At 46.0% G+C, this 24,146-nt stretch carries 19 protein-coding genes; 13 read left to right on the top strand and 6 right to left on the bottom strand.

Annotation, left to right across the window (positions count from 1 at the left end; all coding sequences use genetic code 11):
• Nucleotides 1-41 precede the first annotated feature (41 nt).
• A complete protein-coding gene (locus EXU57_RS10670) occupies nt 42-1,037 on the bottom strand; it encodes an SDR family oxidoreductase (protein ID WP_207955457.1) in 996 nt (331 codons plus the stop codon).
• A 146-nt stretch (nt 1,038-1,183) separates the two neighbouring features.
• On the opposite strand from EXU57_RS10670, the gene EXU57_RS10665 reads away from it, so the two are divergent.
• From EXU57_RS10665 to EXU57_RS10635, 7 genes are all read left to right on the top strand, one after another.
• Entirely contained in the window at nt 1,184-2,980 is a 1,797-nt protein-coding gene (locus tag EXU57_RS10665) for a right-handed parallel beta-helix repeat-containing protein (protein WP_133268188.1), read from the top strand.
• A 186-nt stretch (nt 2,981-3,166) separates the two neighbouring features.
• Nucleotides 3,167-3,592: a response regulator gene (locus EXU57_RS10660; protein ID WP_133268187.1), complete on the top strand. Its 426-nt coding sequence runs from the start codon at nt 3,167-3,169 to the stop codon at nt 3,590-3,592.
• Between the two features lie 9 nt (nt 3,593-3,601).
• Nucleotides 3,602-4,231 carry a biliverdin-producing heme oxygenase gene (locus EXU57_RS10655; protein WP_133268186.1) on the top strand — a complete coding sequence of 210 codons (630 nt, stop codon included), beginning with the start codon at nt 3,602-3,604 and terminating at the stop codon, nt 4,229-4,231.
• The gene (locus EXU57_RS10650) at nt 4,221-6,485 is read left to right on the top strand and encodes an ATP-binding protein (RefSeq protein ID WP_133268185.1); all 2,265 of its coding nucleotides are present in this window, start codon (nt 4,221-4,223) and stop codon (nt 6,483-6,485) included. The genes EXU57_RS10655 and EXU57_RS10650 overlap by 11 nt, the downstream gene beginning before the upstream one ends.
• A gap of 495 nt (nt 6,486-6,980) precedes the next feature.
• The gene (locus tag EXU57_RS10645; protein WP_165958101.1) at nt 6,981-7,562 is read left to right on the top strand and encodes a porin family protein; all 582 of its coding nucleotides are present in this window, start codon (nt 6,981-6,983) and stop codon (nt 7,560-7,562) included.
• Between the two features lie 175 nt (nt 7,563-7,737).
• Nucleotides 7,738-10,140, top strand: coding sequence for an endopeptidase La (lon, locus tag EXU57_RS10640; RefSeq protein WP_133268183.1), 2,403 nt, complete (start codon nt 7,738-7,740; stop codon nt 10,138-10,140).
• A 365-nt stretch (nt 10,141-10,505) separates the two neighbouring features.
• Complete coding sequence (locus EXU57_RS10635; RefSeq protein ID WP_133268182.1) at nt 10,506-10,991, top strand: YkgJ family cysteine cluster protein; 486 nt, start codon at nt 10,506-10,508, stop codon at nt 10,989-10,991.
• Between the two features lie 228 nt (nt 10,992-11,219).
• Here the strand turns inward: EXU57_RS10635 and EXU57_RS10630 are convergent, their stop codons facing one another.
• The 3 genes from EXU57_RS10630 to folK form a co-directional block, all read right to left on the bottom strand.
• Nucleotides 11,220-12,467 carry an MFS transporter gene (locus EXU57_RS10630; protein WP_133268181.1) on the bottom strand — a complete coding sequence of 416 codons (1,248 nt, stop codon included), beginning with the start codon at nt 12,465-12,467 and terminating at the stop codon, nt 11,220-11,222.
• A gap of 3 nt (nt 12,468-12,470) precedes the next feature.
• On the bottom strand, nt 12,471-13,103 hold the full coding sequence (locus tag EXU57_RS10625; protein WP_133268180.1) for a deoxynucleoside kinase: 633 nt from the start codon (nt 13,101-13,103) through the stop codon (nt 12,471-12,473).
• A 210-nt stretch (nt 13,104-13,313) separates the two neighbouring features.
• A complete protein-coding gene (folK, locus tag EXU57_RS10620; protein WP_133268179.1) occupies nt 13,314-13,796 on the bottom strand; it encodes a 2-amino-4-hydroxy-6-hydroxymethyldihydropteridine diphosphokinase in 483 nt (160 codons plus the stop codon).
• A gap of 64 nt (nt 13,797-13,860) precedes the next feature.
• Between folK and sppA the strand changes: the two genes are divergently transcribed.
• Nucleotides 13,861-15,615 (top strand): signal peptide peptidase SppA, encoded by a 1,755-nt coding sequence (gene sppA, locus EXU57_RS10615; RefSeq protein WP_133268178.1) that lies wholly within the window; start codon nt 13,861-13,863, stop codon nt 15,613-15,615.
• 121 nt (nt 15,616-15,736) lie between these two features.
• On the opposite strand, the gene topA is transcribed toward sppA, so the two are convergent.
• Together topA and EXU57_RS10605 are read right to left on the bottom strand one after the other, a co-directional pair.
• A complete protein-coding gene (gene topA / locus EXU57_RS10610; RefSeq protein WP_133268177.1) occupies nt 15,737-18,079 on the bottom strand; it encodes a type I DNA topoisomerase in 2,343 nt (780 codons plus the stop codon).
• A 303-nt stretch (nt 18,080-18,382) separates the two neighbouring features.
• Nucleotides 18,383-19,261, bottom strand: a complete 879-nt coding sequence (locus EXU57_RS10605) for an alpha/beta hydrolase (RefSeq protein ID WP_133268176.1) — start codon at nt 19,259-19,261, stop codon at nt 18,383-18,385.
• 25 nt (nt 19,262-19,286) lie between these two features.
• On the opposite strand from EXU57_RS10605, the gene EXU57_RS10600 reads away from it, so the two are divergent.
• The 5 genes from EXU57_RS10600 (at nt 19,287) to EXU57_RS10580 (ending at nt 24,030) form a co-directional block, all read left to right on the top strand.
• Nucleotides 19,287-20,075, top strand: a complete 789-nt coding sequence (locus tag EXU57_RS10600) for a Rossmann-like and DUF2520 domain-containing protein (protein ID WP_133268175.1) — start codon at nt 19,287-19,289, stop codon at nt 20,073-20,075.
• Between the two features lie 148 nt (nt 20,076-20,223).
• Nucleotides 20,224-20,745, top strand: a complete 522-nt coding sequence (locus EXU57_RS10595; protein ID WP_133268174.1) for a KdsC family phosphatase — start codon at nt 20,224-20,226, stop codon at nt 20,743-20,745.
• Between the two features lie 53 nt (nt 20,746-20,798).
• Nucleotides 20,799-21,737 (top strand): geranylgeranylglycerol-phosphate geranylgeranyltransferase, encoded by a 939-nt coding sequence (locus EXU57_RS10590; protein WP_133268173.1) that lies wholly within the window; start codon nt 20,799-20,801, stop codon nt 21,735-21,737.
• Nucleotides 21,738-21,889: 152 nt separating this feature from the next.
• A complete protein-coding gene (locus tag EXU57_RS10585) occupies nt 21,890-22,480 on the top strand; it encodes a Maf family nucleotide pyrophosphatase (RefSeq protein WP_133268172.1) in 591 nt (196 codons plus the stop codon).
• 272 nt (nt 22,481-22,752) lie between these two features.
• Nucleotides 22,753-24,030, top strand: coding sequence for a DUF2851 family protein (locus EXU57_RS10580; RefSeq protein WP_133268171.1), 1,278 nt, complete (start codon nt 22,753-22,755; stop codon nt 24,028-24,030).
• The last annotated feature ends 116 nt before the right edge of the window (nt 24,031-24,146 follow it).

Below are 24,146 nucleotides of genomic sequence, written 5' to 3'. Positions count from 1 at the left end.
GTTTAGAACTGCCTGGCATTGCCACGCATGTAAAATGCGGGCTACTGTTTACCCGCTCCGGGCTTTTTTAGCAGCAATAAACCAGCTGCAATTCCACCAACCAGGAGCGCTGTAGTAAGTGACTTCTTTCGTGAGTCCATAGGAAGATCCCATCCGCCATGTACGCTGGTACCATATGCCGGTGATTGAAACAAGTTGCCGGTTGTTGTCGGCACCGGATCGGCCACCTTTACATAACCTTCAATCAGTTTTGCAGTTACAAACCGGGTAAATCCTGGCATTAGCGCATGCGCAAGCCGGATGAAATTTGAGGTCAGGCTAACAGTGCTGCTTCTTGGATCTATTGCGAGTTTAACCATTTGAACAGCCACCTGTAGAGGGTCAAAAACCGGCGGGGCTGGTTTAAGTATTACACCGGTATAATTTGCGGCATGTTGTATACCAGGTGTATCCAGGAATGGAGGAAAAAGGTCACACACATGTATGTCGGACCACTTGTGTAATTCGCCCCGCAGTGCTTCTGAATAACCACGCAAGCCAAACTTACTTGCACTGTAACCAACCCCATATGGTACTGGCATCCAGCCGCCAACAGAGATATTGTTTATCAGTATGCCGTACTGCTGCTTTTTGAAGTAAGGCATAACAGCGTGGGCGCCATTCATATAGCCTTTGAGGTTAATGTCTATAACCCTGCTGTGTACTTCAATTGGGGTTTCCTCAAATCTGCCGGCAGCGAGTACCCCCGCATTATTTACCCAAACATCTATTTTTCCCCCGAAATTCCATGCGGTTTTTGCAAGATTTTTCATGGCTTCGTAATCCGTTACATCAGTTGGTACAGCAATCGCATTCGAACCCATTTCCCTGCATTCTGTAGCCAGCTGCGCAATAGCTTCTTGTCGCCTGGCCGCCAGCACAAGCGATGCCCCGCTACGGGCAAATGCCAGCGCAGCAGCCCTGCCAACCCCGCTTGAAGCACCAGTGATAACTACGATTTTGCCTTTCAGGCGACCTGCATATGGAAACATTTTCATGATTAAAGAATTATAGCAAACCTGCGAAAAGAAGTGTGCCACCTTGCAAATCAGGTTCTCTACCGATCTGCATGCGCGTTTAATTTATTTTTAAGTTTATTTTTGGAGGGTTCATTTTTCTGAACCCTCCAGCCAAAACTTAGTTTATGCGACTACGCTACTTTCTTTTCCTGCTCATTTTCGCCACAACTGCAGCACACGCGAACTACACTAGCCCGGGTACCGGGGTAAGGTGGAGCATTGCCGACCTCGTTACCAATGCCAACGGCAACATTAGTTTCGCTTCCGGTGTGTATACCGTTAACGACACCATCTTCATCAGTGCAACCGATACCCTTCAGATCCTCGCTGATGCAACGGTAAAATTTGCTGCTGCAACCCACTTTCACGTATTCGGTACCTTAATCATCAATCCACCATCCAGCGTAATATTTACTCCGGTGGATGTGTCCGCGCGTTTCAATGGTATCAGGGTAGAGTCAAGTCACTCAACTGTCCTTAGGAAGCTCACCATGGAATACGCCAACGCTGTCTGGCTTTTCGACTCGAACATTCGAATAGATAGCTGTGTGTTCAGGAACAACACTGCCCAGACTACCTTTGGTAACGGCGCCATCTCCCTGTTCAGGTCGTCGCCCGTGATTACCAACAGCCAGTTCATCGACAATCACCGCGCAGCAGTTACCGGTGGCGCAAACATCAATAATGCACCAACCATTATCGGCTGCCTTTTTTCCAATAACAACACCATGAACCTGAATGTTCCCCAGATAAACCTGGGTTCAACAGGCAATGGGACAGACACCGTTAAAATATTGAATAACCGGATAGTTGGCGGACCACTTATGGCAGGCGCAATCGGGTTTTTACCCGTTGGTGGGAGCGTATATGCAGTAATCAGCGGCAACCTCATCAAAAATAACCGTTATGGAATATCCCTTAATGGCGGGGCAAACATCAATACGCTGATCAGCTACAATGTTATCGATAGCAATAACATCCAGAATGATCCAAACCTCGGAGGAAGCGGTATCGCATTTACAGGAGGTACCGCAACCAGCCACCAAAACAGTGTCGTAACCGGCAACTTTTTCAGGGGGAACCTTTGGGGCATTACTATACAGCAAAGGGCACAGCCTATACTTGGTAACATAACCAATACCGATACCACCGATGACGGGAAGAACATATTCATCGGCAATACAAACGCAACCACGCCTTTTATCGACCTGTACAATAATACCGTCGACTCGATCTACGCACAAAACAATTATTGGGGAACAACTGAACCAAATGCCGTCGAGGCTCGGATATTCCATACTCCTGATAATGCATCGCTTGGCTTTGTAAACTACCTGCCGTTTATGAACAGCTCGCCTTTGCCATCAGGGTTGCTGCGGTTTAGCGGTCAGTTGTTAACAAATGAGGTTTATCTTTCCTGGAAAACGGCTTCTCTTACCGACAAGGTATTCGAAATAGAAAAAAGTACCGACGGGCAACGGTTTAGCAGGATAGGTACAATAGCGGTAAACGGGACTTCCACCACGGCACGTGACTACAACTATACGGACAGGACTCCCGGAAAGAACAGCAAACTTTATTACCGCCTCAAAACTATAGATCGGGATAACCAGGTAAGCTATTCGGGTGTCCTGGTTATCAAACTTCAAAATGAAATGGGATCACATGTCAAGGTTTACCCAACCGTAATTTTAGGGCCAGGCCAGGTAACGGCAGAAATCACGAGCAACCAACAACAACCGGTAACGGTCAGGTGGCTGGCTGCTGATGGCAGTGTTGTTGCCACATCGTTAAAAGAGCTGGTAAAAGGCAGAAACCAGGTATTTTTGGCGGTGCCCGGTCAACTAAAATCCGGAACATTCGTTTTGCAGTTTATTTGTCGTGATTTACAGGAAAGCCTGCAGGTGGTTAAGCTATGGTAGAAACTGGTGACTAAAGCCGGTCTGGCTTTAATAACGCAGGCGTCGATGGCAGGACTTTTGCCACAACACTTATTGTTAACCAATATTTTGAGCTGCGACCGCAAAAAGCCGCAGCTCTTATCATCAGGGCTTCAATTTGGACCTTGGAATTGCAGAACAGCCTACCTCAAGAAAAACATCAATAGTATGATGAAGATTTTTTATACCGATGATGACCCTGACGACCAGGATATTTTCAAGGATGCAATCAACGAATTGGCAGAACCTATTGAATTGTGGACACAAAATACTGGTGGCGAGCTCATAGATTTGCTCCAGAACCCACCTCCACAACCACACCTTATTTTTCTGGATCTGAATATGCCGATTAGAAACGGTTATGAAATTCTAAAGGAGATTAGAGAAACCGAGCAGTTAAAAGATTTCCCTGTTGTCGTATTTTCAACCAGCGACGACGAAAAAGCAATTAATACAACACGCCAACTTGGGGCGAATCTTTACATTCCAAAACCTTCTTCTTTTAATTCCCTGAAAAAAGTAATCCGGCACAGCCTGTCAATCGATTGGCAAACCTTTGCGCCCACACAAGATACCTACGTTTACAGAGTTTAACTGATCGATATGGATTTCCAGGAGTTATATACTGCCGGAGGGCAGGAGGCGCATCGTCTATTCTTAGGTATCATCAAACAAGGTACTGCCGACCTCCATACTGCTCTCGAGGCGCATCCCTACATGGCTGTTTTAATGGATCCGGGGGTCCTTACCAAAGATTATTGTACCTACCTTTCAATAATGGGTGAGGTTCACAGGGTGTTCGAAGCTGTTGTCTTGCCGGGCCTTACCAACTTTCCCTACAGGCTTATCCCCGTAGGTCAGGTAATCAAACGTGATATCGAACAGTTGGATTGTCCGGAACAAGGGCAAAGAATATCCTTCAACCTGGATCTTCCCTCAACCTCTACGTCGTTTTTACTGGGCTTTGCCTATGTCATGGAAGGATCCAAACTAGGAGGAAAAGTGATACTCAAACACATCAACCGGCATCTTGGTTTCGATGAAGAAACCGGGGCCGCTTACCTGGCGGGAAACGGCTCAAGTACGGGTGCGTCATGGAAAGATTTCCTCCAGCATTTCAGCCATTACGTCCTTCTAAATCGCGGGGCAGAGGATGCTGTATCCGGTGCCCGCTTTGCATTCTCATCCATATTCAATTTCCTGGAGAAAAACCAATTGGTTAATGAACATTAAAGATATTGTTAACCGCGACCTGGTAAACCTTACCAACTGCGACCTTGAGCCCATTCATATTCCCGGTAGCATACAGCCTTTTGGCTTCCTGCTTGCTTTACACGATGAGCACTTTACCATCGATTTTTGCAGTGCTAACGTGTTCGACTTTACCGGCATCGATGTAGCGCAAATGCTGGGGAAGACTTTTGCATCAGTCTTCGGCAACCCCCTTCACAACAATTTACAAAGTTATCTATCAAGCGATCATTCCTATACTTCACCATGGGAGCCGGCGTTTAACAACAAGGATTTTACATGTGCAATACACAAAAGCGCTAACCTGCACGTGCTCGAATTCGAGCTTGCCTCAACCAACCAGCATTCTATTAACAATATATATGCGCAAACAAAAAATTTCGTTGCGTATATGGAAAGCATGCATTCGTTGCAGTCACTATGCCAGGCAGTAGCCGACGAAACAAGAGCATTAACCGGTTACGACCGGGTAATGATTTACCGCTTCGACGAAGCTTATAACGGCGAAGTGTTTGCAGAAAGTTGTATTGACACCATTGAGCCATTTTTAGGGCTGCACTATCCGCATACCGACATACCGGTGCAGGCACGTGAACTGTATGTGCGAAATCTCTTGCGCCTGATTGTGGATGTCAACTACACCCCTGTACCGATATTTACGATCGACGATCAGCCGGGCAAAAATCTCGATCTTAGCATTTCAACCCTGCGTAGTGTATCGCCGATCCACGTACAATACCTGCACAATATGGGGGTTGGCGCTACCCTCACCATCTCACTAATACACGAAGGCAAGCTCTGGGGCCTTATAACCTGTCATCATTATTCGGCAAAATATATCAGCCGGCATATCCGCATTGCTGCCCAGTTGCAGGGACACTTTCTAACCTCCCAGATAAATGTGCGGCAACTTGCCGAAGAATATGATGTTTCAAAAGAGGTCAGTAAGGAACTTGATACTTTACTTACCAGTTTCGATACCGCTGGAAACATAACATTGCCCGAGGTTGTTGCCCAACCTGAGTTGCTCAGGGTTGCTAATGCCACAGGTGTCGCCCTTGTTGCCGGCCACGATGTTTATACAAACGGCCTGGTTCCCGATCAGGATGCAATCAGAGCCCTGGCCGAATTCCTGTATAAGCAGGAGTCCAATTCAGCTTACGTTACGGCAAACATCTCCAATGTGTTTGACGGCGCAAAACAGTGGATTGGCATAGCAGCAGGCGTTCTTTATTACTCCCTGGGCAGTGGTGCAAACAATTGTATTATCTGGTTTCGCCCCGAGGTATTGCAGCAGGTAAACTGGGCCGGTGACCCCACAAAGGCTATCGTAAAAGACGAAAAAGGATTGTCCCCGCGGAAATCATTTGCACTTTGGCGCGAAACCAAACGGGGAGAAAGTAACCAGTGGCTAAAACCTGAGATAAACGCCGCAGCAAACTTTGCCAATGCGTTGCAAAAACATGTTTACACCTTATTTATTTCGCGCGAGGAACTTAAGTACCGGAACTTAAGTGAGCAACTAAAAGAAGCCAACTCGGAGCTCGAAAACGTAAATTGGATCAGCACGCACGACTTGAAAGAACCACTCAGGAAAATCCAGATGTTTGCTTCACGTATACTTGAAGACGAGGACCGGATTTCCACCGAAAAGATGTTGAGTACGGTTGGCAGAATGAACGACGCTGCATCGCGGATGCAGCGGCTGCTTGCCGACATTATGTCCTACTCAAAAATCAGCCATATTAAGGACAACCAGGTTGCTATCGACCTGAACAGCCTTGCAAACGAGGTTATCGCTGAGCTTTCTCACGAACTACACGAAAGCAACGGAGAAATTTTTATTGAACAATTGCCGCACGTAAAGGGCATCCCATTTTTACTCAAACAACTCCTGGTAAACCTGCTTCGGAACGCAATTAAATTCAGCCGGCAAAATGTTCCTCCCGTGATTACGATCGGGTACCCCGGCTTGTCAACCCCTTCCGCTAACACCGGGTTGCAGACAGCATACCATAGACTAGATGTGCGCGATAACGGCATCGGCTTCGATAACAAGCACAATGAAACCATTTTCAACGTATTTACACGCTTACACAACAACGATCGATATACGGGTTCCGGCATTGGCCTGGCGCTCTGCCGTAAGATTATGAAAAATCACAATGGCCTGATTACGGCTAATGGCATGCCTGGCGAGGGAGCAACATTCTCGCTTTACTTTCCCCAACAATAATACTCCTGCTAATGATTTCGTTTAGCATTATGGACCCGGCATTTAAGCGGTGAGCGGCTGCCGTTGCCTCGCACTCTTGTACTTTTTGTTCAATACGCAGCAAAGAACAGCTTTAACCACCTGCTGCAACTTTCCCAAAGGCTGAAAGAAGTACGCGTCGTAAACGTCTATTAATTAGGTGCTAATGTGGTTGTTTTCAGCCGAGGATGTACATGTTTATGTGGTTGCCTTGCCAGCCAGGCTGCGCTAGCTTTGCAAAAAAAATGATACAAAAACATTCGTCTGCACTTAACTATGGCCGCATTTCGACCGGCTTTTATGATGGTGTAAAATTGAATAAAGACATGGCAATTGACCGTGCGGCGTACAACTAGAATGCATTGATTTTCAATTTACAGTTACTTAAATTTTTTAACAAAACATGTATCATCCGGAGCAGCTTTCAAGCGTTCATTTGGCATGATGCTTGACTTCTTCACCGAAAAATCAACTACTATGAAACGAGTTTTTTTATGCATGTTCACAACCCTTCTGCTCCTCAGCACTGGGTCTTTTGCACAGAAGTTTAACCTTGGTGTAAAAGCTGGTGCAAACCTTGGAAAAATTGATGGTGTATCTTTTAACGATGGTTACAATCTAAGCTACCAGGCAGGCGGTTTTGCCGAAATTGATTTTGGCAAATGGGGTATACAGCCCGAGGTTCTTTTCAGTCAAACCAAGTCGAGGTATACGGCTAATACCAGTGATATCCTGGATTTAAATCTTGGCGATAACATCAAACTAAACTACCTGAGTATTCCAGTCTTACTAAGAATCAACAGCGGTAAGTTTTTAACCCTTCATCTTGGTCCCCAATTCAGCATTCTTACAAACCCTCATGAAACTACACTTCAGAATGGTAAAGACGCGTTTAAAAAAGGCGACCTTGCAGCCGTCGGCGGTGTACAGCTTAACTTTAGCATGTTGCGCCTTTATGGCCGCTATAATATCGGTCTGAATAACATTAACGACATTGGTAATTCAAACAAATGGAAAAACCAGCAGCTTCAAGTTGGCGTTGGTTTAAAGCTTCTCTAGGCATATCTTTGTCATTGTTTTTGAGCATCTGTTAGGATGCTCTTTTTTTATATGTCAACTTTGTAGGGGCTCCGGGAAATGGTTTCACTGGCACCAATATTGACCAGTGATATACTCAACAAATCTCAATTTCCTTGCGACTTATGGTGACAATATGTCCATTGAAACTTAAACCATGTTCGAAAAAAATTATTTTGCCAAACCCGAGGATGACACTGATTTCATACCAATAATTCCCCTTAACGAAACAGATAATGAAAACGATCGCCTGACGTCGGTTCCCGATGAATTGCCCGTTCTACCTTTAAGAAACACAGTTTTATTTCCCGGTGTTGTATTACCGATTACCGTTGGTCGCGATAAAAGCATAAAAGCTGTTACCGACTCCTACAAGTCCGACAAGCTTATTGGCGTGCTGGCGCAAACCGACAGCACAATAGAAGATCCCACGACAGCCGACCTTTGTAAAATAGGAACGGTTGCCCGTATAGTTAAGCTTATTAAAATGCCCGATGGTGGCACTACCATTATCATACAGGGTAAAAAGCGCTTTGAACTGGAGGCTATCGTAACGGATGAACCTTACTTTAAAGCAAAGGTTCGTTTGGTTGAAGACGATGTTATCCCGACTGACGAACACTTTGCAGCAATCGTCAGCAATATAAAAGACCTTGCATCGCAGATTGTGCAGTTGTCGCCAAACATGCCAACTGAAGCTTCAATCATCCTCAAAAATATTGAGAACCCTTCTTTCCTCATCAATTTTGTTAGCAGTAACCTTAACAGTGAAATTGCTGAGAAACAACGCCTGCTTGAAATTGACGATGTAAATAATCGCGCGGAAGAACTCATGCAGATTCTGCAAAAGGAACTGCAGTTCGCTGAGTTAAAAAATAAGGTGACCGCAAAAACCCGCACCGAACTTGATAAGCAGCAACGCGACTACTTTCTTCAGCAACAGCTAAAGAGCATTAAAGAAGAACTTGGTGGCGACATCAACGACCGCGAGGTTGCCGAGATGAAGAAGCGCGCCGAAACAAAGAAGTGGCCACAGGCAGCTAAAACAATGTTTAAAAACGGCATTGAAAAGCTCGAAAGAATGCATCCCAGTGTTCCGGACTATTCGGTAGTGTACAATCACCTCGACCTGATGCTCGACCTGCCGTGGGATGAATATAGCGAGGCCACTTACGACTTGCAAAAGGCCAAAGATGTACTCGACAACGATCATTACGGCATGGGCAAGATCAAGGAGCGCATACTGGAGTACCTCGCTGTGTTAAAATTGAAGGGCGATATGAAGAGCCCGATCCTTTGTTTTATTGGCCCGCCAGGTATTGGTAAAACCTCCTTGGGCAGGAGCATAGCCCATGCTGTTGACCGCAAATATGTACGGGTGAGCCTTGGCGGATTACACGATGAAAGTGAAATACGCGGGCACCGTAAAACTTATATCGGGGCAATGCCAGGCCGGATATTGCAAAACATCCGGAAAAGCAAAACCAGTAACCCGGTTATGATCCTGGATGAAATTGATAAGATCGGTAGCGATATGCGCGGCGATCCTAGCAGCGCGCTGCTTGAAGTGCTCGACCCCGAACAGAACAATACCTTTTACGATAACTATCTTGAGCTGGAATACGACTTGAGCAAGGTGTTGTTTATTGCTACAGCAAATAACATCAACTCCATTCAGCCAGCTTTACGCGACCGCCTGGAGATCATCGACCTGAGTGGTTATGCGATCGAAGAAAAAGTAGAGATCGCTAAACGTCATCTCGTTCCCAAACAACTGGAGGCCCATGGCCTGAAACCGGGCAAATTGAAGATTGCCGATAAGGTGCTCGAAAAAATTATCGAAAACTTTACCCGCGAAAGTGGGGTTCGTGAACTCGACAGGCAGCTTGCATCTATTATGCGTAACCAGGCTAAAGAGATGGCGATTAAAGGTAAGATCAAACCAACACTGATGACTGCCGACGTTGAACGCATACTTGGTTCGCCCCGCTACAGCAACGAAATTTATAAAACAGCGAACATGGCCGGGGTAGCCGTTGGGCTTGCCTGGACCTATGTAGGTGGAGATATTCTTTTTATAGAAACAATTTTAAGCGACGGAAAGGGAGAACTAAAGCTTACCGGTAACCTTGGAAATGTGATGAAGGAAAGCGCCTCAACTGCCCTGAGTTATTTACAGGCCAATGCACGCAAGTATGGGGTTGATCCTGAAGCTTTCGTAAAGAAGAACATTCACGTGCACGTACCCGAAGGCGCTGTTCCCAAAGACGGTCCAAGCGCAGGCATCACCATGCTAACTTCTTTAACCAGCGCTTTCACGGGCAGGAAAGTAAAGCCTTACCTGGCAATGACCGGTGAGATTACGCTTCGTGGGCAGGTACTGCCTGTGGGTGGAATTAAAGAAAAGGTGTTGGCTGCAAAACGTGCAGGTTTAAAAGATATCGTGATGTGCTGGCAAAACGAAAAAGACGTACAGGAAATTGACAGCACCTTTATAAAGGGGGTAAACTTTCACTACGTAAAAAATATGCAGCAGGTACTGGAGCTTTCGCTTGTATAATCGTTACAACCTTTTTACCAGTTTGGATGTTATTATCTGACGTTTCATTGTTAGATGTTTTAGTAGTTGATCCCCCGTTTGCACGGGGGATTTTTTTTTGCATAAAACCGTCATTCGCAAATCCCGGTTGCAGCTATCAGCGGCAGTTTTCGATTGCTCGGTTCCCAAACTGGACGAGGTACCACTCATTGTGGAGTTCCTGTAGCGGCAACGTTTGTTTTGCCAGGAGGGGTCGATAACGAAATGGTAAAAAGCCGCTGTAGTATATAGGAGAGGTATCTGCATCAATATCGGGCTCGTTAAACAACTTACCTTTGCCAGCCCGATGGCTAATCTGGTCGGGCCCTTAACGCCAACAAATTATAATGCCCGAGTTTAGTTTAGACAAGTGGAAGCAAAGGTCGGCTGAGCACCAGAAGCAGTACAAGCAATTGTTGCAGCGGGCCGACAAAAATAAGGTGCTGAAGCAGTTGCCTCAACTAAATGAAAACGCATTCAGGGACATTGATTGTTTGAAGTGTGCAAATTGTTGTAAGAATTATTCTCCACGGTTTAAAACACCCGATATAAAACGAATTAGCAAGTACCTGGGGATGAAGGAAAGTGTTTTTATAGATACTTACCTTGTGCTTGATGAAGACGGGGATTATGTTGTGAGAACAAAACCCTGCCCGTTCTTAGGTGCAGACAATACCTGCGACATTTACGACGAAAGGCCAAGCGATTGCGCCCGTTATCCTTATACCGACGAAGACGTGTTGTTAAAGAGGCCGCAACTTACGCTAAAGAATTCCTCCGTTTGTCCTATCGTAGTGCATGTTTTGGAAGCATTGTTGCCCGTAAAGCCTTGAGCAATGGTTTCAAAAGTTTTCTTAAATGCTGTTGTAATGTAACCGATCTCCATCCAGGCAGATGTTCCCCCGATGCTATGAAATAATGCCGTTGAACCGAGCCCGTCCGAAGGGCTATTCACATCTTTTGCAAAATCATTTTACGGCCGGGCGGACGTGGCAACGGCCGATGCCCAAAATGTTGCTGCTGGTCACAAAAAAGATTTGTTATTCTAACCGTAATGCTGGTTAGTATTCCATCTTTTTAAGGCTTGGCGCTTTAAACCAGGTGGCGATTACCACTAAGATGGTCATACAACCCCCAAATACCACCGAAGGCACAACCCCCAAGAACTTAGCCATTACCCCGCTTTCGAATTGCCCAAGTTCGTTGCTGCTGTTGATGAACATGGAATTAACACTCATAACCCGGCCACGCATTTCATCAGGAGTTTTAAGCTGAAGAATCGTTCCGCGAATTACAACGCTGATACCATCGAGTATTCCGCCAAACATCAGTGCAAGAAAGGATATCCAGAAGATTTTTGAGATACCAAAGATGATGATGCACAAGCCAAACCCTGCAACAGCGAAAAACAGCAGCTTGCCCTGGTTTCGGCGTAATGGAAACAGTGCTAGCAATATGACTACGGTAATTGCGCCAATGTCGGTTGCAGCATTCAGCCAGCCAAAGCCAATAGCGCCAACGTTTAAAATGTCTTTCGCATAAACCGGAACAAGTGCAACGGCGCCGCCAAACAATACGGCAAAAAGGTCGAGTGAAAGTGCACCCAGGATTTCCTTGGTTGAAAAAACAAATGTGAGTCCTTCTTTCACACTTTCCCAGGTTCGCTTTTCGCCGGCGGTATGCACCGCGGGCTTTTTGTGCATTTTTGAAAGTACGTATAGTGCAAGGATCATCAGCGATACAACAAGCATCAGCGTGCCGGTATTGCTAAAGGCGGCAATCAGGAAACCGGCCGAGGCATGCCCGATCACCGAAGCTGAAAGCCATGTGCCCTGGTTCCAGGTAGTAGCGTTGGGCAGCAGTTCTTTGGATACCGTTTGTCCGACGATTGCCGAAAACGCTGGACCGGTAAATGCGCGAAGAATGCCGGTGCAGAAAATGACGAAGTAAATAGCGCCAATAATAAATGGTTTACCTGCGGTATTGCTAATGTAATGCGTAGACAAGATGAGCAGGGTGGCCGCAGCAAGCAGGTAGAAAAAAATACCCCTAAGTAAAAGCCTTTTCTTTTCGCTGATATCGATCACATGACCGGCATAAAGGGCCAGCGATAATGCGGGCACCACCTCAGCAAGCCCGATCAGCCCGAGTGCCAGGGGGGCGCTTGTTAATTCGTATAACCACCAGCCCACCAGCGTGCTTAGCATACGCAACCCCATGATAAAGCAAAATCGTCCGATCATTAAAAACCTGTACTCTGGTATTCTGACGGCGGCGAGCGGGTCGTGCCTGCTTACGTTGGTGTTCATGGGTTAGGGTAGTGTAAAGTAGTGCTGACCTGATTCGTAATTTTTGTCGAGGGCGTCGGTAATTACCTGTAGGTGTTTTTCATTTCCCAGGAAATCGGCGTTGCTTACATCCACAAAGATGGTGGTGATATTATGTTGTTTGATATAGTTTGTATACGTTTCCTGGATGCGAAACAGGTACTCGTTTGAAATGGTTTGCTCAAATTCGCGGTTGCGTTTACGGATGTTTTCCTGCAACTTTTGCACCGGGGCATGAAGGTATACCAGTATATCGGGGTGCATGAGTTGACTGTGAATAATTGTAAACAACTTTTGGTAAAGGAGGAACTCTTCAACGGGAAGGTTTACTTTGGCAAAAAGCAGGCACTTGGTAAACAGGTAATCGCTAACCGTAATATTCTGAAAAAGGTCTTTCATGTGCAGCAATTCCTTCAATTGCTTATAACGCTCAGCCATAAAAAAGAGCTCCAACGGAAATGCGTATTGTTCGGGGTTTTGGTAAAATTTCGCCAGAAAGGGATTGTCAGCAAACTCTTCAAGAACCAACCGGGCATTGAGTTTTTTTGAAAGCAGGTGTGCAAGCGTTGTTTTACCAGCGCCGATGTTGCCCTCTATGGTGATAAAATGATGCTTCATTAATGTTGCAAAAGTAGGTGCTCGGCCTTATATCCCGGAAGCAATGATTTGCATGCCATGCTATGCCAGGTGATGTAGTCGTTTAGTATACAGGCTGTACATCAATGAAAACGGCCGCTGTTAACATATCACTGGTATTGCCTGGAAATAAGCCGTAGGTTGTAAGAAAGATACCCGGTAAAGAATGGGTGAAGCACTGCCATAGCTAATTTAGTTGATGCGCTTTACCACGAGCTTATCTGGGCATTCATCAAATAACTGCGCAATTGTTTTGTTTAGCACAGGATGTTGCAGGCTGGCCGCAATTTCGTACAGCGGCGCCAGGGCAAAGCGCCTGTTCTGCATTTCAGGATGTGGAATGGTGAGGCTTGAGCTATTTAACACGAGGTTATCATAGAAGAGGATGTCGATATCAATGGTACGCGGACCAAATTTTTGAACCCGTTTTCGACCGATCCGGGTTTCTATTGAGAGAATGTTTTCGAGAATATGCTGAGGATCATATTGGCTTTCGACCAGGATGGCCTGATTTAAAAACAGGGGCTGATCAGTAATCCCCCAGGCTTCTGTTTCGTACACGGCAGATGCACTTAAGATTTCACCAACTGCACCGGCTATCATCGTACGGGCAGCCTTAAGGTTCAGCTCCCGCTCACCCATGTTACCACCAATTAACAAATAAACCCTTGCCATAATCAAACGTACACACAAAGCCTTCAAATATGTTTAAATTCGCCTACTTAATTTCAAAACACACATGAGAAGCTTTTTCAAAGTATTTTTTGCATCCTTTCTGTCGTTGGTGGTATTTGCCATACTCGCCGTGATGATTCTTTTTGGATTCATCGGGATGGCTATGTCGGCGGATAAGCCTGAGGTAGGTTCCAATGCCGTATTGGTTTTAGACCTGGATCGGGAAATCCATGAGCAGGAAGTGGAGAACCCCCTTGCAGAGTTTACTGGTGACAATGATGATAATGTACCAGGTTTATACGAATTAGTTAGAATGCTGAACGCGGCGAAAGCAGATGAAAACATAAAGGGTATCTATATAAAAGGCAGCATTAATCCAAACGGCTTTGCTACAAGCGACGAGCTGCGGAACGCCATCCTTGACTTTAGAAAATCCGGCAAATTTGTAATCGCTTATGGAGAAGTGCTCAGCCAGAAAGCTTATTATATTGCTTCAGCTGCGGATAAAGTTTATTGCAATCCAAAGGGCACGCTTGATTGGCGTGGTCTTGAGTCAACCCTGGTTTTCCTGAAAGGAACACTTGAGAAACTGGAGATACAACCGCAGATCTTTTACGCCGGTAAGTTTAAAAGTGCAACGGAACCTTTGCGCGAATACCAGATGACTGAAGCAAACAAGATCCAGACTACGGTTTACCTGAATGATCTTTATGCAAGCGTTTTATTAGCCGCCGCCGCACATTCCGGCTCCGACACTGCAAGCCTTCATCAACTCGCCAACTCCGGAAGTATACAGACTGCATATGATGCCCTGCGTTATCGATTGATTGATGGGGTCAGGTACGACGACCAGGTTAAATCTGAAATCATCAGCAGGCTCAGAATTGATAAAGATTCCAAAATCAACTTTATATCTCCCGGCAAATATGCAAAAACGGTTAATCTGCCGGCTGGCAAGGCTGAACGTATCGCCGTTGTATATGCCGAAGGTGAAATCATTGATGGGCGCGGTCAAAGCGGCAGCATTGCTTCCGATGAGTTCCGGGCCATTATTCGCAAAGTTAGACTCGATAAAAATGTAAAAGCCGTGGTCTTCCGCGTAAACTCTCCCGGTGGAAGTGCACTTGCAAGCGAAGTTATCCTACGCGAGATTTCTGAAACACGCAAGTTGAAACCTGTGGTGGTGAGTTTTGGCGACGTGGCTGCCTCCGGTGGTTACTATATCGCGGCCCAGGCTGACAGTATATTTGCAAACCCCACTACCATTACGGGTTCGATAGGCGTTTTTGGTATTATCCCGAATATGCAGGCATTCTTTAAAAACAAATTGGGGATGACCTTCGATGGAGTGAAGACTGGACCATTTGCCGATATGCTGACCATAAGTCGCCCGTTAACCGAACCCGAAAAGCGTTTTGTACAAAACTCGATCGATACAATTTACCTGAGTTTCAAGCAGCGGGTTTCCGAAGGCCGTAAGAAACCAATTGAATATGTAGACAGCATTGCACAAGGTCGGGTATGGACAGGAACCCGCGGATTGCAGATCGGTCTTGTAGACAAGCTGGGATCGATACAGGATGCCGTAAACTGTGCTGCACGTATGGCAAAGCTGAAAGACTATAGCCTGAAAGCTTACCCTGAAAAGAAGGGTTTTCTTGAAAGTATACTCGGTGAAAAGAAGAATGAAATGAAAGCGCAGATGATAAGGGAGGACATCGGTGATGAGCAATACGAGCTCCTGAAACACCTGCAAAGGGTTAAAAGAATGGTTGCTATCCCGCAAACCAGGTTGCCATACGACCTTAATATTCAATAACGCTAAATCTACCTTATCACTTCTAAAAGGGAGAATGGAAGCGCAATCGTGATCAGTAGACGCTAAAACAAAAAAGCCAGCCAACGTTATTCGTTAGCCGGCTTTTTTTATCTGCTGTCCGTTATGCCTTCTTTTTGCGCGCAACCTTTTTTGGAGGGTTCGCCTTCAGTTCTTCAATAATTGCTTTTACTTCTTCTATCGTAAGGTCTGCAGCCCGTTCCTGTTGTTCCTTGCTGAGTTTATAATTGCGCAATCCCTGTTTGATATATGGACCATATGGTCCCTTTAGCAATTGGATCTTTTCCTTTTCGAACACCTTTATCGTACGGTCGTCTTTTGCCTGGCGCTTTTCCGTAATCATAGGAGCGATCTCTTCCAGGGTAACATTATAGGGATCCATCTCTTTGTTCAGCGAATAAAACTTTTTATCATGCGCCGCATATGGGCCAAACCGGCCGATATTAACAGCTACTTCCGACCCCTCAAAATTACCAAGCGCCCGGGGTAACTTAAAAAGCTCCATTGCTTCTTCGAGGTTGATGGTTTCAATACTTTGTGTAGCCTTCAACTTCGCAAATCGGGCTTTATCTTCTTCGTTACTGGTGTCGCCAATCTGAACCATCGGACCATAGCGGCCCATTCTCGCTATCACCTTCTTGCCCGACACCGGGTCTATTCCTAACTCCCGCTCGCCTTTTGCACGCTCTGCTTTTTCAAGTGTCTCTTCAATGTTGCCATGAAAAGGTTTGTAAAAGTCATCGATCATCTTGCTCCACTTCATCTTACCCTCGGCAATCTCGTCGAACTCTTCTTCTATACCGGCAGTGAAGCCATAGTCCATCACCTGCTTAAAATGGAGCTTCAGAAAATCGGTAACAACCATCCCCAGATCGGTAGGAAATAATTTCGACTTCTCTGCACCGGTATTTTCCACCAGCACCTGTTTTTCGATCTCGTTATCTTTCCTAAGTCGCAGTTGGTTTACATTTCGCTTTACCCCTTCTTTATCCCTTTTCTCAACGTAATTTCTTTTGATAATGGTTGAGATCGTTGGCGCATAGGTCGATGGCCGGCCGATACCCAACTCTTCCAGCTTTTTAACCAGCGACGCTTCGGTATACCTCGGTGCGGGCCTGGTGAATTTTTCTGTCGCCGTCATCTCTTTGAATTCGAGCTGCTGACCCTTTGCGAGTGGCGGAAGTATACCTTCAGTATCTTCCTCGTCTTCGTCGTCTTTTCCTTCGAGGTAAACCTTAAGAAACCCATCAAATTTCATGACCTCGCCATTGGCATTCAAGGTTTCCTTGTTCGTGGAAATGTTGATGCGGGCAGTGGTTTTCTCAAATTCTGCATCGCTCATTTGTGATGCTATGGTTCTTTTCCAAATGAGTTCATAAAGCCTACGACCGTCTTCATCATCAACAGTCCGGCTGTCCATATAAGTGGGGCGAATGGCCTCGTGCGCTTCCTGAGCACTGGCGCTCTTGCTTTTGTATTTCCTTGCCTGGTGATATTTGTCGCCGTAGCTACCCGTGATCTCTTTTTGAATGTCTGCCAGGGCTGTTTCGCTCAGGTTGGTGCTATCGGTCCTCATATAAGTGATCTTTCCACTCTCGTAAAGACGTTGGGCCAGCAACATGGTTTTGCTTACACCATAACCCAGCTTCCGACTTGCTTCCTGCTGTAAAGTAGACGTAGTGAACGGAGCTGCAGGTGAACGTTTTGCAGGTTTTACAATTACATCTGCAACAGTATAATCAGCACCTTTGCAACTGTCCAGGAATGTTTCAGCTGTTTCTTGTTTGCTAATCTTTGCCGGGCTTTCCGCTTTGAAATTCACCGCCTTGCCATTAACGTCTTTGGCGGAAAAAGTAGCTTCTACTTTGAAACTGCTTTCGGATTTAAACTGGTTGATTTCGCGTTCTCTTTCAACAATCAGGCGAACAGCAACACTTTGTACCCTGCCTGCGCTCAGGCTTCTTTGCATACCGATCTTACGCCACAGCACCGGGCTGAGTTCAAATCCAACCAGCCTGTCCAACACGCGCCGGGCCTGCTGGGCGTTAACAAGATTCATGTTAATCAACCGCGGGTTTTCTACAGCCTTTCTGATTGCAGGTGCCGTGATCTCGTGAAAAACGATCCGCTTTGTTGTTGCAGGGTCCAGGCCAAGCACTTCAGAAAGGTGCCAGCTTATGCTTTCTCCTTCCCGGTCCTCATCCGATGCCAGCCAGACTTCCTTTGCCTTTTTTGCGGTTTGCTTCAGCTCTTTTACCACCTTTTCCTTGTCCTCCGGTACCTTATATCTTGGCAGGTAATTGTTGTTCAGATCAATTCCCATATCGTCTTTCTCCAGGTCACGGATATGACCATAGCAACTCTTTACCTCGAAGTCGCTACCGAGAATTTTTTCAATGGTTTTCGCCTTAGCAGGTGACTCCACTATTAATAGGTTCTTTGACATTCTTTCGTTCAGATAATTTTAAGTTACCGGCTGTTGTTCGTTGTGGATCAGCCGCTGCCCGCTATAGCTAGCCGGGCGGCCGGTGCGCGATGTTACCGTATAATTTTAAAGCGGCAGGCTTGTGCTGCCGTTGCAATATTACAGTATAAGTGTATAAAGCAAGATTTTTGGTTTTGGGGGAGGCAGGTTTGGAACAATGAAACCCAAGGTACCTGCAAACCTCGTACAATGATAAGATTATAAGAATTAAGCCAACAAACACATTACGTTAAAAACGGATTTGCTCCTGGGTTCGCTTCGGGCTTAAGCCGTTTTTTGTTTCAATTCGCTTAAAAACGAAACGATTCTTTTGGCAACCCGGCTGTCTTTATAAAGATTGCTGTGTCCAAGACCCCGGGTAATTTCGAATTGCAGGTGCGAAAGGTTTTTATCAACGAGGTGTTTCATGTCTTCATACGGGGTAACAGGATCTTCCTGGTCGTGTGCCCAAAGCGTAGGGGTTTTAATTTGTTGTATCACACGGCTCACCGAAAACCAGGATGCAGGGTTTCCACCAAGCTCCTCAATAATCTTTTCAAATTCTTCGCGAACACGCAGGCTTACAGGTACATAACTCAGGAAGGTGTTAATCGCGCGGGTAGTTTCCGTAGCCGGGGCCACCAACACAAGACGTTTTTCGGTATTGTTTTCCAGTTGCTCAATGGCAAGCGCAACAGCAATACATCCAAAAGAATGGGCCATTATACCATCTATGGGTCCATAACGGTTGTTAATTTCAAGCACCATGTCGCGGTATTGGTTCGCATTTACGGTGCTTCCGGTGCTTGTTCCATGTGCAGGGGCATCAAAGGCAAGTACTTCAAATCCTTCATTCAGCAATGGATCAATATACCGGTCGAACTTATAGCTCCTGCTGTCGAAGCCATGGCAGATCAGGATTTTCTTACCATTTGCATGTTCCCGTGGCTGCCATCTGAATCCATTAATGGTAAACTGGCCAAGAGCAAAGGAAAGCTTGTTTGCTTTTTCAAAAATGGCCGGCGCCTTGTGAACTTTTCGTTTGCTGTAAGGCGTGCAGAAGAGCCTGAATGCTTCTTCGGCAGCTCTTCGGGGTGATATCAGCGCAAGCGTTCTAATCTTATTGACGTAGTACCTGATTATAATTCTTTGTGCTAATTTCATTTGGGTCAATTCAACTCAAAAATAGATGAAAGTTGTAATAATAGGCTCGGGCAATGTGGCTACGGTGCTGGGTAAAGTAGTGTGCCAAGGAGGTCATGAAATACACCAGGTCGTGTCGAGGAACAGGGGCGAGGCAACCAGGCTGGCGGCTGAACTGAGCACGGTTGCTGCGGAAGGCGTGGAAGAAATAAGTAGGGAGGGCGAAATCTATATCATTGCAGTCAGCGACAACCAGGTTGCAGCAGTAGCAAAGCAATTAGGTCTACTTAATAAGATCGTTGTGCATACAGCAGGTTCTGTAGCAATGGATGTACTTCAGCAAACGGGAGATAACTTCGGGGTTGTATACCCGCTACAAAGCCTGCGTAAAGATGTTGACCGCCTGCCACCCATCCCGGTGCTCGTTAACGGCAGCAACCCGCATACAATAGAGGTGCTTACGTTATTCGCGGGCACCTGGGCCGCCGGTGTACGTGTAGCGGATGACGAGGAGCGGCTCAAAACCCATGTGGCCGCGGTTATCGCATCTAACTTCACCAATCATTTATATGCACTTACCGAGCGATATTGCATTGCCGAAGCGCTTGATTTTAAAAGCCTGGTTCCCCTTATTTCGGAGATTGCAGGCAGGATAAGCCAGGCTTCCCCGGCACTACTCCAAACAGGCCCAGCTTCCCGGGGAGATCAGGCAACCATCGAAAAACACCTGCAGCTGCTCTCTGGCTACCCTGCAATACAAACCATCTATGCCTCCATGAGCCAGAGTATTACCACGCACCAGCACAAGCTTGTTAATGCTGTTAACGCTGGCTAACCATGATGAACAGGCCAATTCCGGCTTGTTTTCCAATACTTTTGCTTAATAGCTCCCGGAGTTCCGGGCAGCCTGAACCAGGGTTCAGCAGGTGAATACCGGGTAGAATCTGAATTCAATATTTTCAAAACTGAAATACCGTTCATCCATGAATGTTCTCGGGATATTTAAATCAATAACAACGTTGGTATTCGACATCGATGGGGTACTTACCGATGGAACATTGCTTATTCTACCTGCCGGTGTAATGGCGCGGCGTATGAATATAAAAGATGGCTATGCCCTTCAGCTTGCGGTAAAACGGAATTATACCGTAGCCATCATCTCTGGCGGCAATTCCCCCGACGTTGAAGATCGCCTGCATAAGCTGGGTATCAGGCACGTTTTTATGTCTGTTCAAAACAAGCTGGCCTGTCTCGACAAGTTTTTACAGGAGCAACAACGGCGTTACGAAGAGGTATTATTTATGGGCGATGATATCCCGGATGTTGAAGTAATGGAGCAGGTGGGTCTGCCTTGTTGCCCCGCGGATGCGGTAGGGGAAATCAAAGCTGTTTCAAAATACATTTCGCCTATCAATGGCGGTTTTGGATGTGGTCGCGACGTTATTGAAAAGGTCTTGAAAGTTCGTGGGCACTGGGCAGAGGACACTACCATCCGCTCACAATAATATTCAAAGGCACTGCTGAACCATTTGCTAACTTGCCGGTTTAAACACCGTATTTGAAACTTCTTTCCGCTTTTATGCGTTTGATTCGCTGGCCGAATCTGGTTTTTATTGCCATTACGCAGTTGCTGTTTGTTTATTGCATAGTTCACCCGGTATTTGAAGCCGCAGGTGTCGTGCCCAATATTAGCGGCATTTATTTTCTTGCACTTGCCGCTGCTTCGGTGCTGATTGCGGCAGCGGGTTATATCATTAACGACTACTTCGATCTCAACATCGATAGGGTAAACAAACCCGATAAGCTGGTAGTTGACAAAATAATAAACAGGAGGTCAGTCATTTTGTGGCACTTATTGTTTAGCCTGCTTGGCGTTTTACTTTCCTTTTTCGTCGATTGGCTTACAAGCGCGCGGTTTATTACGATCGCAAACCTCGGTTGTGTACTCCTCCTTTTCTTATACTCGATCTCGCTCAAAAAAAAGTTGTTGTCAGGCAATGTCGTAATCTCATTGCTCACGGCCTGGGTTATCCTGGTAATTACCTGGGCAGAGACAAGCAACCTGCTTCAAACCATCGACACGGGTTCCTACACGGAAAAGATCACCCGTATCACCTTCTTATATGCGGGCTTTGCTTTTGTGATTAGTTTAATTCGGGAAGTTGTAAAAGACATGGAAGATATAGAAGGTGATCGCCGCTATGGCTGCCGCACTATGCCCATAGTTTGGGGCATTAACGTCTCAAAGGTCTTTGTTGCGGTATGGATGATTGTATTAATGGCGGCTTTATTGATCGTACAATTTTATGTGCTTCAGTTCAGGTGGTGGTTCAGTGCCATCTATTGTATTCTGTTCGTTATCGTTCCGCTTTTGTTGATATTCAGGAAGCTTTTTACCGCTAGAACCAGCGCTGATTATCATCAACTCAGCTCGTGGATTAAGATTGTTATGTTCACCGGCATATTGTCAATGGTGTTTTTTAGAATATACCTCTGAGCACAGTACAAGGGCAATAGTTTCACCTTTAGGGAGTTGCCGAAAGCAGGTTAGCAGGCATGTGAGTCTTTGTAGGGCACAATTGTTTTAACTACGCTTATCCAGGTGTCCTGATTATGGTTCAGCCAACTTAACACTAACAAAGCAATCAGATGGAAAATATTATTCTTGCCTCCCAGTCGCCACGTAGAAAAATGCTCCTGGAATGGGCAGAAGTAGCATTTAAAGTTGTATCAAGAAGTACCGATGAGTCCTTTCCAAAGGATCTGCCTGTAGAGGAAGTGCCCATTTATGTAGCGCGGAATAAAGCCCGCCAGGTAGATCAATACCTCGATGCCGCCTTTCACCAGCAACATAAAACAAATACCATCCTTGCTGCAGATACCATTGTGGTACTTGATGGCCAGGTGATCAACAAGCCGGAAAATCGAAAGGAGGCAATCGAAATGCTAAATTCACTTTCAGGGAAAACCCACTCCGTGATCACGGGGGTAGTGATTACCAATCATACGGGTGAGGTCTGCTTCTCAGAAAAAACGGATGTCACATTTAACGAGCTCACCTCCGAACAGATTGAATACTATGTTGAAAAGTTCTCTCCATACGACAAAGCGGGCGGGTATGCCATCCAGGAGTGGATAGGGGTGGTTGGGATCAAGTCGATCAATGGCGATTTCTATAATGTCATGGGCTTACCGGTTAGCCGTGTTGTTGCCGAACTCGGCAAGTTGGGTGTACTATAGAGCCAAACGCGGCTATGTTTATAGCCGTAACCCGGGACAGATTCTCGCTCATTTATCAAAAGTTTATTCCAACAGGTATAAGAACCCTTGAAATTGTTGTTTCTCCTGCGCAGCTATGTTTATTCGTGCAGTAACTCTTCTGAGCCTGACACGTTTGAAGCAATCTGTTGTTTCAATGCTGCCACTTACTTGGGTTAACGCCCAGGCTATAGTTTTGATTTCGCTGATTTCTTGTTTATATTTCATGAAGTTCAATCAACGGGCTTCCTGATATGACAGAACGTTTGCTCCAGTTTATCTGGCAATTCCAATACTTCAACACTTCGGCGCTTGTAACAGAACAAGGTGAACAGCTACACGTAATACACCAGGGAAATCACAATACCGACCAGGGCCCTGATTTTCTTAATGGAAAGCTGCTGATTAGTGGTACTACCTGGATCGGCAATATAGAGTTGCACATAAAATCTTCCGATTGGCACACACACGGCCATACCAACGATTCAAATTATAGCAATATCATCCTGCATGTTGTTTGGGAGCATGATGCTGAAGTTACCGACGCACATGGTGCTGTTTTGCCGACTTTATGCCTGGGTTCAAGGGTGCCCCGGGTTTTGCTTGCACGCTACGAGGGGCTTATGTTTTCTCCCGGTTTCGTTGCAAGCCAGCCACATCTGCCCGCCATTGCCCCACTCGCGTGGGTGGCCTGGAAAGAGCGGCTTGTTGTTGAACGATTGCAGCGTAAAGCATCAGGGGTTATCAACTTGCTGAAAGCTGCTAATAATCACTGGGAGGAAGTTTTCTGGTGGATGCTGGCCCGGAGTTTTGGTGCAAAGGTCAATACGGAAATCTTCGAATCTATGGCACGAAGTATCCCGGTGAACATCCTCGGCAGGCACAAAAACCAGATACACCAGCTCGAGGGATTACTGCTCGGACAAGCAGGACTTCTCAACGATAAGCTCGAGGGCGATTATCAGCAACTTCTGCAACGCGAATATCGGTTTTTAAAAAATAAATACCAGTTGCAGCCAACAACTAAAAAGCCGTTTTTCCTGCGAATGCGGCCGGCAAATTTTCCAACCCTTCGGCTTGCCCAACTGGCTATGATCATTCACCAGTCTTTACACCTTTTTGCACAAATACGGGAGGCCGAAACACTAAGCCAGGTGTGTAAATTGTTGGAAGTAACACCAAATGACTTCTGGCATTACCACTATACCATCGATGACGGACAAGATTACCGCCATAAACCCATTGGCAAACAGATGATCCAAAACATCATTATCAACGGCATCATTCCGGTGTTGTTTGCCTATGGCAGCCATACCAAAGAAGAGTCGTATAAACTTAAGGCAGTTGCCTGGCTTGCAGAATTGCCACCCGAGCAAAATGAAGTGGTGAAAAAGTGGGCGCAAAATGGCGTTTCTAATGCAAATGCGTTAGAAAGCCAGGCGCTGATTGAGCTTAAAAACATGTACTGCGATCCAAAACGATGTCTTGAATGCGCCGTCGGAACTGCAATCCTTAAAACACAACGGGGCTAATGCCGGAGTAATTTATTTTGAGGCAGCCGGTTGCTCATGCCTGCAGCGTCTGCACGCTAATTCGCTTAAACCAGGATGGTTACTCCTGAAAAGTACATTTCATCACCGGTAAACGC

The organism is Segetibacter sp. 3557_3 (assembly GCF_004354985.1).
Lineage (GTDB): Bacteria > Bacteroidota > Bacteroidia > Chitinophagales > Chitinophagaceae > Segetibacter.
Note: the sequence above shows the minus strand (reverse complement) of the source record. Positions and strands in the feature narration are given on the sequence as shown.